Raw genomic sequence first — 13,727 nt, 5'->3', positions numbered from 1 at the left:
CCGTGAAGCCGGTTCACCTCGGCAACTTGTTTCGCGTTCAGCGCCCGTCTGATCCACCCGCCACCGGCAATTTCCAGCCCCGACGGATGCTCATGAAACGCAGGCCGAAGCAGGCCAAGGCACCCAGCACCATCGCTGGGTGTTGCGGCAGATGGAAGGCGGCCGCCAGTGCCACGATGCCGCTGCCGACCAGCGCCGCCATGGCATATAGCTCGGTTTGCTGCAATACCACGGGTGTACGCACCACCAGCAAGTCACGGGCGATGCCGCCACCAATGCCGGTGATGATGCCGAGCAGCATGGCTGCGAATGGCGACAGCCCGAACGCCAAGGCCTTGCCGGTGCCCAGCACCGCGAACAGCGCAAGGCCAGCGGCATCAAATAGTTGTACCGGATTGCGCAGCCGCTCGATCACGCCGTGCCAGCGGAAAGTGACCAGCCCGGCCGCCATCGCCACCACCAGGTAGCGCCAGTCGGCCAGCGAGGCGGGCGGATGCGCGCCGATCAACACATCGCGCACGATCCCGCCCGACACCGCCGCCGCGCACGCCAGCACCAGCACGCCGAACAGATCCAGCTGCTTGCGCACCGCCAGCACGCCGCCGCTGAGCGCGAACACGAAGGTGCCGATCAAGTCGAACGTGAGCAGCGCAACCTGCACCCACTCGCTATCCACGCGCATCGCACTTACCCCAGTTCCGCTGCCAGCAAGGCTTCAAGCTTGTGCTGGTCGATGGCGAATTTGCGGATCCCGCCGGTGACATCCATTGGCATGCAGCGGGCGATGGTCTCGCTGGCACCGGGATCGGCGCCCACGGCGGAATGCATGCGGAGCTGGTCGAGGCAGTTGGCCACGGTGGGTCCGTTTGTGGTGGATTGGCCCGATTGTCGCCGATGTCGCCGCCGCTGCGCGAGCGGCCTACCTGCCTGTGCATCCATCGACACGCATCGCCCGTCGGCTGGTGCCATCATGCGCGGATGGACAAGATCGCCGGCACAGTATCGCCATCCGCTGCGGGCCTGACCGGCAGCGAGGCCGCGGCGCGGCTGGCGCGCTTCGGCCCCAACGTGCTGAAACCGCACCGGCGCAGCGTCGCACTGCAGTTTCTGGCGCGCTTTGGCAACCCGCTGGTGATCGTGCTGCTGGTTGCCTGCGCGATCTCCGCCGCCACCGGGGATGCGACCAGTGCGGCCGTGATCGCGGTGATGGTGCTGCTGAGCGTGGTGCTGGACTTCGTGCAGGAGTACCGGGCCGGCCAGGCCGCGGAGCAGCTGTCGCAGCAGGTGGCGCTGAACGTGAGCGTGCTGCGCGATGGCGCGCGCGCTGAGATTCCCGCCGAGCAGCTGGTGCCCGGCGATGTCGTGTTGCTGTCGGCCGGCGACCTGGTGCCCGCCGATGCACAGGTCCTGCTGGCACAGGACTTCTTCGTCAACCAGGCGCTGCTGACCGGTGAGGCTTTCCCTGTCGAACGCCATGCCGCCACCGCGCCGGTGGATGTCGACCGCATCGACACCGAGACCGACGGCCAGGTGTTCATGGGCAGCAACGTGGTCAGCGGCTCGGCGCAGGTGCGGGTGTTGCGCACCGCCAAGGCCACCGCGATCGGGCGCATCGCCCAAGATCTGGAGAAGCGTCCGCCGCCCACCGCCTTCGAGATCGGCACGCGCCGCTTCGGGCTGCTGATCATGCGGCTGACGCTGTTGCTGGTGTTGTTCACCATCCTGGTCAACGCGATGTTCCACCGGCCCCTGCTGGAATCGTTCCTGTTCGGGGTGGCGCTGGCGGTCGGGCTGACCCCGGAGCTGCTGCCGATGATCGTGTCGGTGACGCTGTCGCGCGGCGCACTGCGCATGGCGCGCAGGCAGGTCATCGTCAAGCGCCTGTCGGCGATCCAGGACATGGGCGCGATGGACGTGTTGTGCACCGACAAGACCGGCACCCTGACCGAGGCGAGAATCCGGTTGGAGCAGCATCTGGATCCGGCCGGGAACGACAGCGCGCGGGTGCTGCGGCTGGCCTTCCTCAACAGCGCCAACGAGAGCGGCCTGAAGAGTCCGCTGGACGATGCCATCCTTGCGCACGGCGAGGTCGATGTCTCCGGCTGGCGCAAGCTGGACGAGGTGCCGTTCGACTTCGAGCGCCGGCGGGTGTCGGTACTGGTGGAGGACGCCACGCAGCGCCTGCTGATCGTCAAGGGCGCGCCGGAGGACGTGCTGCGCGTCTGCACGCAGGTGGAGGACGGTACGGATGCCGACGGATCGCCACGCACCGACGCGCTGGACGATCGCCGCCGGCAGGCCTGCACCAGCCTGCTTGATCGCCTGGCCGACCAGGGCTTCCGCGTGCTGGCGGTGGCCTGGCGCGCCGAACCGGGTGATTTCATTGACGCCACCGCCGCCGACGAAACCACGCTGGTGCTGGCGGGCTTCGTCGCCTTCCTCGACCCCCCCAAGCAAAGCGCCAAGCCAGCGCTGGCAGCGCTGGCGGCCAGCGGCGTGGCGGTCAAGATCGTCACCGGCGACAACGAGCTGGTGGCGCGCCACGTCTGCGGCGAACTGGGCCTGGCGGTCACCGGCGTGCTCACCGGCGCGCAGATCGAGGCGATGAACGATGATGCCCTGCGCGCGGGGGTGGCGAGCGTCAACCTGTTCGCGCGTGCCAACCCGCAGCAGAAGACGCGCGTGCTGCTGGCGCTCAAGGCGCGCGGGCACGTGGTCGGCTACATGGGCGACGGCATCAACGACGCGCCCTCGCTGCATGCCGCCGACGTCGGCATTTCGGTGGAAAGCGGCGTGGACGTGGCCAAGCAGGCGGCGGCGATGATCCTGATGCGCTCGGACCTGGGCGTGCTGCATGACGGCATCATCGAAGGCCGGCGGACCTTCGGCAACGTCATGAAGTACATCATGATGGCCACCAGCTCCAACTTCGGGAACATGTTCTCGATGGCCGCAGCCACGCTGTTTCTGCCGTACCTGCCGATGCTGCCGCTGCAGGTGTTGCTCAACAACTTCCTCTACGACCTGTCGGAAACGCCGCTGCCGCTGGACAACGTGGACGATGCCGACCTCGCCCGCCCGCGGCGCTGGGACATGGCCTTCATCCGCGACTTCATGGCGACCATCGGTCCGATCAGTTCGCTGTTCGACTTCCTGACGTTCTATGTGTTGCTCAAGGTGCTGGAGGCCGGCGAGCGCGAGTTCCACACCGGCTGGTTCGTAGAATCGCTGGCCACCCAGGTGCTGGTGATCTTCATCATCCGTACCCGCGGCAATCCGCTGAAAAGCCGCCCGCATCCGCTACTCGTCGCCACCTCGCTGGGCATCGTCGCGCTCGCCGCCATCCTGCCGTACACGCCGCTGGCCGCGATGCTGGGCTTGGTGCCGCTGCCGCCGGAGTTTTTCGCCATCCTCGGCGCGATGGTGGCGGCCTACCTGCTGCTGGTGGAGCTGGTGAAGCGCTGGTTCTTCCGGCGCTGGGAGCGGCGCCATCCACCAGTGGCGACCTGATTCAGTACAGATCCACCGGATCCACATCCAGCGACCAGCGCACCCGGCGCGCTTGCGGCGTGGCATACAAGACTGCAACCGCGGCCGCCAACGCCGCGTGCAGCGCGCGTCGGTGCGGTGACGACACAATCAGCTGATGCCGAACAAACCCGGCGCGGCGCGGCATCGGCGCGGGCAGTGGGCCGTGCAGTTGAATGCCATGAGGCAGCAACAACGCCTTGGCCTGTTGCAGAAACTGCAGTGGTGGCTCGGCGTGTTTGGCTTCGGCACGCAGCAATGCCAAATAGGCGAAAGGCGGAAACCCGGCGGCCTCGCGCAGCGCCAGATCTTCATCGGCAAAGGCGTGGTAGCCACCGCGTACCAAAATGTTCAGCAAGGCATGATCCGGGTGATGTGTCTGCAATAACACGGTGCCGGGTTTATCGGCACGGCCGGCACGGCCAGCCACTTGAATCAGCAACTGCGCCAATTTTTCACTGCTGCGGAAATCGGCAGAAAACAGCCCTTCATCAATCCCCACCACGACCACCAGGGTGAGGTTGGGCAAGTCATGGCCTTTGGCCAGCATTTGCGTGCCCACCAAAATGCCCGGTTGCGCGCCGAGGGTGTCGAAGTGGTGCTGCAAGGCATCGCGATGGCCGCTGCTGGCGCGGTCGATGCGGATCACCGGCACATCGGCAAAGCGCGTTTGCAATTCGGCCTCGATGCGCTCGGTGCCATTGCCCTGCGGCTGCAAGCCTAGGCTGGCGCAGTCGGGGCAGGCCGGCGGCGCGGGCTTTCGGTGCCCGCAGTGGTGGCATTGCAGGCGCTTGCCGTGCGCGTGCACGGTCATCGGCGTGGGTTTTTCCGGCGTGCTGCAGCGCGGGCAATGCGCGCTCCAGCCGCAGTCGTGGCACAGCAATACAGGTGCATACCCGCGCCGGTTGCGAAACACCAACACCTGCCCACCGGCGTCCAGTGCGCTGCGGATGGCGTGCAGGGTGTCATCCGACAACCCCGCGTGCAGCGGTCGCTTGCGTACATCCTGCACACGCACCTGCGGCGGCTGGGCTGCACCTGCGCGCTGGCGCAAACGCAGCCCGGTGAACTTGCCCGTGCGGGCGTTGTGCAAGGTCTCCAGTGATGGAGTGGCGCTACCCAGCACAATGGGAACGGCTAACGCACGCGCACGCAGCAGGGCGAAGTCGCGCGCATGGTAGCGAATGCCGTCGAACTGTTTGTAGCTGCCGTCGTGTTCTTCATCAATCACGATCAAACCGGCCTGCGGCAGCGGCACGAACACCGCCGAGCGCGTGCCCACGATCACCCGCGCCTGTCCGCTGGCGGCTTGCAGCCACACCTTGGCACGCTCGCTATCGTTCAAGCCCGAATGCAGGGCATGCACCGGCACCCCCAAGCGCGCCCGAAAGCGCGCCAGTGCTTGCGGGGTCAGGCCAATTTCCGGCACCAGCACCAAGGCCTGTTGGCCACGCGCCAAACACGCGGCAATCGCCTGCAGATAGACCTCGGTCTTGCCGCTGCCGGTCACGCCATCGAGCAAAAAAGGCGCGAAGCCCTGCGCCGCCAGAATGGCGTCAATGGCGGCCTGCTGCTCGGGATTGGGAGAAACAGAGGGGGATGCATTTTTTTCAGTTGCCGGACGCAAACCTGGCCCGGTTTCGGTATCGGCAGCAATCTCGATGCGCTCCACCAGCCCGCGTTCGCGCAGCGTGCGCAACGCTGCACGCCAGCCCGGTTGCTCGACGTCGAGACTGTCTTCATCCCGCAGCTGATCCAGCCACTGCGCCAGCGCCTTCGGCTTGCCCGCCCGCATCGACGGCAAGGCCATGTGACCCGCTTCGTTCAAGCACCAGCCGTATTGCGCAATCTCTGGCAGCGGCTCGCCACGCCGCAGCAGCGCCGGCAGCGCGGTGGCCAGCACTTCGCCCAAGGGTGCGTGCAGATACCCGGCCAGCCAGCGCAGCGAGGCCAGCAATTCGCCATGCAACAGCGGCGCGTCATCCAAACCCGCCAACACGCTTTTCAAGGCAACGCCCGGCTCGACCTGCGCATGTTCGATCACCAGGCCGCACAGCTCACGCGGCCCAAACGGCACCCGCACCCGCTGCCCCACCGCCACGGGTTTTGCATCCGCAGGCGGCAAGTAGTCGAACAGGCGCGGCAGCGGCACCGGCAGCGCCACGCGCAAGATGGGAAATGGGTGCATCGAACCAGTCTAGCGGGCTTGTGGCCCCTGCCGGGAGCAGCCGCAGTCGAGGTTGCTGCCTATTGCTCAGTCTTGCCTGACGTAAACGCGGCAACTCGTTGTTCTCTATGGGAATCCATCGTTATCCACACAAGCTGTGGATAAGTCTGTGAACTGACCACAGTCAGTGCCGCGCAAGCGCCACAGAACGTGCGCGCTGTCATCTTGGTGAAAAAAACGCCATGACCTTGGATTCCATATAAATCAATATCTTACGCGTGAAACATCGTCCGGAAAAAACGCGAACATCATGTGGAACATGCGCGAACGAGCAAATCATGCCGCTGTGCACAACTGCGATATCCACAGCCCGCATGGCTGCTTGCGGAGCCGACCATTGGCGCGCTGTCAAGCCGATATTTCACGGTATGTCCACGCTAAGATGCATCATCGCCAATGACTTGACATGACCTCCCCAGCCCCCACGCCCCCACAGTCCACGGCGATTGCTGCGTTTCTGCGCGGCCTGGAACGGCGTGCACAGCTGTTGGCGCGAGTGCAGACAGGCGACCCTGCCGCAACGCAACGGGCCCTGGCCGTCACCCAGCAGGTGTTTGCCTCGGAAGCCGAGCAATGGCCGATTGCGCAATGGCCGCTGCAGTACTGGCGGCTGCTGCTCTCGGTGCCAGCCATGGGGCAGGCCACACGGGCATCCACCAATACTCCTCTGCCAGCAATTGCCCAGCTGCCACCCGCGATCCGCGCTGCCGTGTTGCTGCATTTGGTGGTTTGCCTGGATGAATCCGAGGCCGCGGCGGCACTGGATTGCGAAGTTGCAAGCTATCAGCAGCGGATTCGCGATGCACTGCCGCGCGATGCGCACGGCCAGCCGGACATCGCGGTATGGCGGCAGTGGCGCGATGCCGTGCAGTTGGCACTGGACGTCCCGGATCCAGACGCTCAGGAAATGGTTGACGCAATGCCACAGGCACCGCCGCCCCCGGCACCGCCTCCACACGCCGCGCAGACGACCGCCAGTGCACCTTCCACCGGCACCGGCACAGCCGACCCGCCGCCGCATCCCCATCGGCACCTATTACGCTGGCTGTGGCTGGGGGTGGTCCTGGGGCTGCTGGCGCTGACGGCCACCTTCTTCCTGCATCCACGCGGGCGGGTACTGTGGAATGAATGGCACAACCGGGTGCGGGTGGAAGCACTGCCCGCTGCCGCTGCACCCAAGGCCCGCTTTGACCCCGCCGATACCGCCAACGACCCCGATCGTGCCCTGTTCGCCGCGCCGCAGGAGTTGGCGTTGGCCACCGACCTGCCCCTGCTGGCGTGGCTAAGCACACAAGCCGAACCACTACCGGAAACCACCGCCAGCGCGCCGCTGCCACATTGGAACCGCGCCAATCTGCGACAAACCGCGTGGTTGCGCGGAGTGTGGGCCGAATGGCAAGCCCTGCCCGAGTCCGAACGCGCCAGCCTGCGCACCACCGCCGCCCACTTCTTCGCCTTGCCCGCGCAGCAGCAACATACACTGCGGCAACGCTATGCAACGCAAAGTTTTGACGCGCATCGCGGCTGGCATCTGGGCCCAGTGCTGGGCCGCAACTGGCCGCGCATCGCCGCACTGTTTGCGTATATCGACCCCGGCGAACAGCAGCCCGTCGTGCACATGCTGCGCCAGGCCTCGCCGGATGACCTGGACACCCTCGCCCGTCTGGCGCAGACCACTCCACCCGAGCACCGCGCCGCGCTGCGGCAAAGCCTGCTGGCACTACCGGCGGCGCAGCGCTCGACGTGGTTGCAAGCGCAACTGCATCAATGAATCCGCGCGCAATGCCCGGCAGGCACCCGTCGACCGGCACTGAATCTGCCACCCAAACGCGCCACACCATCTTCACGCATGCGTGACGCGTGCTGATCGAAACAGGCTTGCAGCGCCTCAGCGTCGCGTCAGACATGCTGCGTGCGCAGCGCAATGCACCCGTACCCGTCAGGCCGCTTACATTTCCACCAAGCCAATCAAGGCCGCAGCGGTAACGGCGAAAGCCAGCAGCACCGAATACAGCACACCCAGCACGCCAAACTTCAGCACGGTGATCGGCCAGGCCTGGGCGTACACGCGCTTTTGCATCCACAACAAATGCACCGGCACCCACAGCAGCAACAGCGCGATCACCCAATCGAACACGCTATTGAGCCACGTGCCATCGGGTGCGAACGTTTCTGCCGGCACCGCCGCCAACAACACCAGCAACAGCGACAGGCACATGAAGGCATGGCTGTGCAGGGCCACGATCAGGTGCTCCATGTACAAGCGCCGTTGCAACAAAAATGCGCCCTTCAACATCAGCGCAAACACCGGCACCAGCACGAACAAGGTGGTGGGAATGACACTGAGCACCGCGTCCTTGAACGCGCCGGGATCACGCTTCAGGCGCTCCACGTTGTCACTGCCGCGCTTGACCTGATCGTTGAGCCAGCGGTTGCCAAATGCTGGTAGCCAGCTAATAGTGACCGGGTGCTTGTCGGCATCCCAGACTTGCCCATTGATCACCAGACCAGGCTGCGTATCGGCAGGCTTGCCGGCCTTCGACACGGCCTTGCCCGCGCTATCGGGCTTGCCTTGCAGCTCGCGAATGCGCGCATCGGCGGCCTCGCGGATGCGCTGTTCGCCGGCCTCGATGCCGACGATGCCAGCCGCCGCTGGGGTACCCGTCATCTCGCGTTTGGCTTGCGCCATCTGCGCCAATTGCGCATCGCGCGCCTGCTCGACCGCCGCCACGGTGGTGGCCTTGGCGAATACCTGCGGCGGCTCGCCCGCGCCCGCACCATCCACATGCACGGTCAACCGCGCCACAAAAAACGCCAATACCGCCAAAAAGAAAAACAGCCGGAACGGCGTGACATAGCGCACCTGCCGACCAGCAAAATACTCCAGACTCAAAAACCCCGGACGCAGATACAACGGCTTGAGCGTGCGCACAATCCGCGCATCGAAATCAAACACGCTGTCCAGCAAATCACCCAACACGCTGCCCAACGGCCGCATCAGGCCTTTGACCGGCTGCCCGCAGGCGTGGCAGTGGGGGCCATGCAAGGCCTCTTTGCAATTACGACAGACGGCCGCCACGGAGGTGTCATCGGCGGGATTGGGCGTGATATTCATTTGCATCCCGATAAAATGACAGGCCGCGCGCTGCAATGCCAGCGCCCATCGACACCTCCTTCCGCATGCCCACGCCCACAACGCCTTCCCGCTTCCGCCACGACGTGAGGCGCACCGCCACGCTGGCCGCGCCATTGGCCGCAGGCCACCTGGCCAGCGGGCTGGTGAGTCTGGTCGATGCGGTGGTGGCCGGCCATCACGGCACGGCCACACTGGCGGCGGTGTCGGTAGGCGCGGCCTTGTTTTGGCTGCCGATGCTGGCCCCGATGGGCACCTTGATGGCGCTGCCACCGGCGGTCTCGCAATTGGATGGCGCAGGCCGCCGCAGCGAGATTGGCCCACTGTTCCGGCAGGCGCTGTGGCTGGCATTGGCACTGGGTGCGCTGCTGTTTGGCTTGGTCAGTGCGACGCCGCTGTTGCTGGTGCCGATGGGCATCGCGCCTGACATCGTGCCGGGCGTCACCGCGTTTTTGCATGCACTGCGCTGGGGGGTGCCGGCCTTCACCCTGTACTTGTGCATGCGCTACCTCAGCGACGGCCTGCATTGGTCGCTGCCCACCATGCTGCTGGGCTTTGGCGGGCTGTGTGTGCTGGCGCCGCTGGCTTATGTGCTGACCAATGGCTTGCTGGGGTTTTCCGAACTGGGCGTGGCCGGGATCGGGATTGCCACCAGCGTGATGTTTTGGGCGCAAGCATTGGTGTTTGCGCTGTATCTGGCAATGAGCAAGCGCTTTGCCGATTTGCAGCTGTTCACCCACTGGCACTGGCCAGCGGGCCCGCGTTTGCGTGAATTGATTCGAACCGGTTTGCCGATTGGGGTGACGGTCACCATGGAAGGCGGTTTGTTTGCCGTGACAGCGCTGTTGATTGGCCGCTTGGGCGAAGTGCCGGCGGCGGCGCATCAGGTGGCGCTGAATGTGGCCACCTTGTGCTTCATGCTGCCGTTCGGGATTGCCGAGGCCACCACCGTGCGGGTGGGGCATGCGCTGGGGCGCGGCGATGCGCCAGGCGTGCGGCGTGCGGCGTTTGCAGGGCTGACCCTGGCCATGTGCACGCAAGTATTTTCCGCCAGCACCATGCTGCTGGGCCATCACGCCATCGCCTCGCTCTACAGTGCCGACCCCGCCGTCATCGCACTGGGTGGCAGCCTGCTGCTGTATGCCGCGCTGTTTCAATTGCCCGATGGCGTGCAAGTGGTGTCGGCTGGTGCACTGCGTGGCCTGAAAGACACCCGCGTACCGATGTGGCTGGCGGTGCTGGCGTATTGGGGCATCGGCATGCCGGTCGGCGCGTGGTTGGGGCTGGGCTGGGGCTGGGGCCCGCGTGGCATGTGGCTGGGGCTGACTGCAGGCCTGCTGGTGGCGGCCATCCTGATGGCCCGGCGGTTTTTGCGCAGCAGCCAACCGCAGCGCCTTACCAATACGTTTCCGCATTTACCCATGACCGACGGCGCATGAAGCACACCACCGCGTCCTTTACCATACACATCCCCACTGCCGCACCACGGCTTTGCGTTTCCCGGAGTTTTTCATGAACGAACCGCGCCGCCGCGGCCCCATCGCCAGCCTTGTGATTGGCGTTTGGAATACGGTCAATTTCACCCGTCGCCTGGTGTTGAACCTGCTGTTTTTGCTGGTGCTGCCGGTGCTGGCCCTGTTGCTGCTGGCAGCACTGTTTGGCGGTCGGCTCACCCCGCTGGAGAGCCGCACCACGCTGGTGTTTGCCCCCGAAGGCCGGCTGGTGGAGCAATACACCTGCGACGCCTTCAGTCGCAGCCTGGCGCATGCCACGCATAGCCACGACTGCAAGGAAGTGCGCCTGCGCGATGTGTTGAGCGCACTGCATGCCGCCCGCACCGACAAGCGCATCGAGCGCGTGGTGGTGAACGTGCAAGACATGGAACCCTCCGGCTTTGCCTCGCTGCGCGAAGTGGGCGCGGCGCTGGCCGCGGTGCGCGCTGCCGGCAAGCAAGTGGTGGCCTATGGCGATGGTTTCTCGCAGGGGCAATACCTGCTGGCCGCGCAAGCCAATGAAATCTATCTGGACCCGATGTCCTCCGGCGGGGTGATGCTGGACGGGCTGGCCTCGTACCGCCAGTTCTTCCACACCGCGCTGCAAGACAAGCTGGGCGTGGACGTGCACCTGTTCAAGGTAGGCACCTTCAAGTCCGCCGCCGAGCCGTATATTCTGGATGCCGCATCGCCCGCATCGAAAGAAGCCGATCTGTATTGGATGGGCGATATCTGGCAGCGCATGCTGGCCGATATCGGCAAGGCACGCGGCATTAACCCTGCGCTGCTGTCCAACTACGCCAACACGTTGCCGGATGCAGTGGCCGCTGCGCATGGCGATTTGGCGCAACTGGCACTGCAGCAAAAACTCGTCACCGGGCTGAAAACCGAAGAGGAAGTGGACACCCTGCTGACCCAGCGCGGCGTGGCCGATGACAATGCCGACGGTGGCTACCGGCAAGTGCCGCTGGATGCCTATCTGCAACATATCAACAGCGCACTGCCGCAGGCCGACAATCGCCCGCAAGTGGCGGTGGTGGTGGCGGAAGGCGAAATCGCCGGTGGCAAATTGCCCGCCGGCAAAGTGGGCGGCGAATCCACTTCTGCACTGCTGCGCCAGGCGCGTGACGATGACGATGTGAAGGCGGTGGTACTGCGGGTGAACTCGCCCGGCGGCGAAGTGTTTGCATCCGAACAAATCCGCCGTGAAGTAGCCGCACTGAAAACCGCCGGCAAACCGGTGGTGGTGTCGATGGGCGATGTGGCCGCGTCTGGTGGCTATTGGATCAGCATGAATGCCGACCGCATCTATGCCGATCCGTCCACGATTACCGGCTCGATCGGCATCTTCGGCTTGTTCCCCACGCTCGATCGCAGCCTGGACAAACTCGGGGTGCATACCGATGGCGTGGCCACCGCCAAATATGCCGGCGCGTTTGATTTGACCCGATCGCTGGATCCGGGCGTGGCCACCACCGTGCAGGCCGTGATCGAAAAGGGCTACCGCGACTTCACCGGCCGCGTGGCCAATGCGCGCGGCAAGAGCGTGGAGCAGATCGACAGCATTGCCCAAGGTCGCGTGTGGAGCGGCGCACAAGCCAAGGACCGTGGCTTGGTGGATGCATTCGGCAGCCTTGGCGATGCCGTGGCCGACGCCGCCAGCCGCGCCAAGCTGGGCAAGCCCGATGCCTGGCAGACGCGCTATATCGAAGACAGCACCACCCCGCTGTCGCAACTATTGGGCGGCATGTTGCAAAGCCGCGCCGGCATCGCCCTGCTGCAACACAGTGGCAGTGCCGAGTTGCTGCTGGCCCGCCACGTGCAGGAACAGCCGGTATTCCGCTTCGTGCAGGACGCACTGGCCAAACCCGGCAACCAACGCGTCAAGGCGCTGGCGTATTGCTTCTGCACACCGCAGTAAGGGTTTGATCGAAGCGGTGACGCGCTACTGCGTCGCCGCATCCGCCTGCTTGGCCTGCTCCGCCGCCTGCGTTTGCGCGGTCTCCGCGGCGGTGTGTGCCGCATCCTTGTAGGTATTGGCGGTGGTGGTGATCGGCGATGGCGTTGCCGCCTTCGGCTCCGGCCGCTGCGCGGGGTCCGGCGGTGGCGGGGCCGAACACGCGGCCAGCATGCACAGCAATGGCAACAACACAGTGGCGCGCATCAGGGTTTCTCCGCAGAGTGCTTGGCCTATCCTACGCTGAACCTCATTGATGGAGCTGCCCATGCCCTCGTCCCGCTGGAATCTGGATGGCCAACGCGCCCTTGTCACCGGCGCCAGCGCCGGCATTGGCTTGGCCATTTGTCGCGAGCTGCTGGGCTTGGGTGCGCAGGTGTTGATGGTGGCGCGTGATGGCGCATTGCTGGAGTCTGCGCGGGCCGAATTGGAAGACGAATTCCCCGGGCCCGAAGACGCGGTACTGGCCCTACCCGCCGACGTGACCGATGATGAGCAACGTGCGGAACTGATCGACTGGGCCAACGACCAAGGCGGCCTGCACATCCTCGTCAACAACGCCGGCGGCAACCTCACCCGCCCGACACTGGACTATGGCGAAGACCAGTGGCGCACGATCTTCGAAACCAATCTGTTCTCGGCGTTTGAACTGTGCCGCTTGGCGCATCCGCTGCTGAGCAAACATGCGGCATCGAGCATCGTCAATGTGGGCAGCGTGTCCGGCATCACCCATGTGCGCAGCGGCGCCCCCTACGGCATGAGCAAGGCCGCGCTGCATCAGATGACCCGCAACCTGGCCGTGGAATGGGCCGACGACGGCATCCGCGTCAACGCCGTGGCCCCGTGGTACATCCGCACCCGCCGCACCAGCGGCAAATTGGCCGACCCCGACTATCTGGACGACGTGCTGCTGCGCACCCCCATGGGCCGCATCGGCGAACCCGAAGAAGTGGCCAGCGCCGTTGCCTTCCTGTGCCTGCCTGCATCCAGTTATGTCACCGGCGAATGCATCGCCGTGGACGGTGGCTTTTTGCGGTATGGGTTTTGAGGCTGGCACCGTCTCAGTCGGTGCGACAGCGATCCGCTACAAAAGACAAGGGCCGGCTAGGCCGGCCCTCAGATTTGGTGCATCTTTCAGCAAATGCGCCGCCGTCACGACTGCGTGTTGAAGCGACAAGCACGCTTCATGGATGGGTTGGTTCGTTTTGGCTTGATGCCAAATGACGGCGGTGGAAGACTCGCGCTGTCAGCACTCGAACCGTACGAACTGCGCGCCGACCACGTGGTGCTGGCCTTGGGCCACAGCGCGCGCGACACCTTCGCCATGCTGCACGCCCGCGGCGTGTATCTGGAGGCCAAGCCGTTCTCGCTGGGTTTCCGCATCGAGCA

At 65.2% G+C, this 13,727-nt stretch carries 10 protein-coding genes and 1 pseudogene; 6 read left to right on the top strand and 5 right to left on the bottom strand.

The genetic code is table 11. The features are described 5' to 3' along the window. Positions 1-37 precede the first annotated feature (37 nt). Together K7B09_RS11620 and K7B09_RS11615 are read right to left on the bottom strand one after the other, a co-directional pair. Entirely contained in the window at positions 38-661 is a 624-nt protein-coding gene (locus tag K7B09_RS11620) for a trimeric intracellular cation channel family protein (RefSeq protein ID WP_425507865.1), read from the bottom strand. 26 nt (positions 662-687) lie between these two features. Then, a complete protein-coding gene (locus K7B09_RS11615; RefSeq protein ID WP_223629631.1) occupies positions 688-855 on the bottom strand; it encodes a hypothetical protein in 168 nt (55 codons plus the stop codon). A gap of 123 nt (positions 856-978) precedes the next feature. Here K7B09_RS11615 and mgtA point away from each other — a divergent pair, with 123 nt between their 5' ends. Beyond that, entirely contained in the window at positions 979-3,510 is a 2,532-nt protein-coding gene (gene mgtA, locus K7B09_RS11610; RefSeq protein ID WP_223629630.1) for a magnesium-translocating P-type ATPase, read from the top strand. Position 3,511: 1 nt separating this feature from the next. On the opposite strand, the gene K7B09_RS11605 is transcribed toward mgtA, so the two are convergent. Next, positions 3,512-5,716, bottom strand: coding sequence for a primosomal protein N' (locus tag K7B09_RS11605; RefSeq protein ID WP_223629629.1), 2,205 nt, complete (start codon positions 5,714-5,716; stop codon positions 3,512-3,514). Between the two features lie 445 nt (positions 5,717-6,161). Here K7B09_RS11605 and K7B09_RS11600 point away from each other — a divergent pair, with 445 nt between their 5' ends. Beyond that, positions 6,162-7,526 (top strand): RNA polymerase sigma factor sigma-70 region 4 domain-containing protein, encoded by a 1,365-nt coding sequence (locus K7B09_RS11600; protein WP_223629628.1) that lies wholly within the window; start codon positions 6,162-6,164, stop codon positions 7,524-7,526. Between the two features lie 177 nt (positions 7,527-7,703). Here K7B09_RS11600 and K7B09_RS11595 read toward each other — a convergent pair whose 3' ends face one another. Beyond that, a complete protein-coding gene (locus K7B09_RS11595) occupies positions 7,704-8,870 on the bottom strand; it encodes a DUF3667 domain-containing protein (protein ID WP_223629627.1) in 1,167 nt (388 codons plus the stop codon). A 65-nt stretch (positions 8,871-8,935) separates the two neighbouring features. On the opposite strand from K7B09_RS11595, the gene K7B09_RS11590 reads away from it, so the two are divergent. Both K7B09_RS11590 and sppA read left to right on the top strand, forming a co-directional pair. Beyond that, a complete protein-coding gene (locus K7B09_RS11590) occupies positions 8,936-10,327 on the top strand; it encodes an MATE family efflux transporter (protein WP_223629626.1) in 1,392 nt (463 codons plus the stop codon). Between the two features lie 73 nt (positions 10,328-10,400). Beyond that, complete coding sequence (gene sppA, locus K7B09_RS11585) at positions 10,401-12,302, top strand: signal peptide peptidase SppA (RefSeq protein WP_223629625.1); 1,902 nt, start codon at positions 10,401-10,403, stop codon at positions 12,300-12,302. Positions 12,303-12,326: 24 nt separating this feature from the next. Here the strand turns inward: sppA and K7B09_RS11580 are convergent, their stop codons facing one another. Then, the gene (locus K7B09_RS11580) at positions 12,327-12,545 is read right to left on the bottom strand and encodes a hypothetical protein (RefSeq protein ID WP_223629624.1); all 219 of its coding nucleotides are present in this window, start codon (positions 12,543-12,545) and stop codon (positions 12,327-12,329) included. Between the two features lie 61 nt (positions 12,546-12,606). Between K7B09_RS11580 and K7B09_RS11575 the strand changes: the two genes are divergently transcribed. Together K7B09_RS11575 and K7B09_RS11570 are read left to right on the top strand one after the other, a co-directional pair. Continuing rightward, the gene (locus tag K7B09_RS11575; RefSeq protein WP_223629623.1) at positions 12,607-13,386 is read left to right on the top strand and encodes an SDR family oxidoreductase; all 780 of its coding nucleotides are present in this window, start codon (positions 12,607-12,609) and stop codon (positions 13,384-13,386) included. Between the two features lie 93 nt (positions 13,387-13,479). Beyond that, positions 13,480-13,727, top strand: a pseudogene (locus K7B09_RS11570) (hypothetical protein); the annotation flags it as partial.

The sequence above is a fragment of the Thermomonas beijingensis genome, from assembly GCF_020034655.1.
Taxonomy (GTDB): domain Bacteria; phylum Pseudomonadota; class Gammaproteobacteria; order Xanthomonadales; family Xanthomonadaceae; genus Thermomonas; species Thermomonas beijingensis.
Note: the sequence above shows the minus strand (reverse complement) of the source record. Positions and strands in the feature narration are given on the sequence as shown.

Coding starts and splice junctions, on each gene's coding strand:
- K7B09_RS11605 (WP_223629629.1), bottom strand. CDS start 5,716: ATGCACCCATTTCCCATCTTGCGCGTGGCGCTGCCGGTGCCGCTGCCG.
- K7B09_RS11590 (WP_223629626.1), top strand. CDS start 8,936: ATGCCCACGCCCACAACGCCTTCCCGCTTCCGCCACGACGTGAGGCGC.
- sppA (WP_223629625.1), top strand. CDS start 10,401: ATGAACGAACCGCGCCGCCGCGGCCCCATCGCCAGCCTTGTGATTGGC.
- mgtA (WP_223629630.1), top strand. CDS start 979: ATGGACAAGATCGCCGGCACAGTATCGCCATCCGCTGCGGGCCTGACC.
- K7B09_RS11595 (WP_223629627.1), bottom strand. CDS start 8,870: ATGAATATCACGCCCAATCCCGCCGATGACACCTCCGTGGCGGCCGTC.
- K7B09_RS11580 (WP_223629624.1), bottom strand. CDS start 12,545: ATGCGCGCCACTGTGTTGTTGCCATTGCTGTGCATGCTGGCCGCGTGT.
- K7B09_RS11575 (WP_223629623.1), top strand. CDS start 12,607: ATGCCCTCGTCCCGCTGGAATCTGGATGGCCAACGCGCCCTTGTCACC.
- K7B09_RS11600 (WP_223629628.1), top strand. CDS start 6,162: ATGACCTCCCCAGCCCCCACGCCCCCACAGTCCACGGCGATTGCTGCG.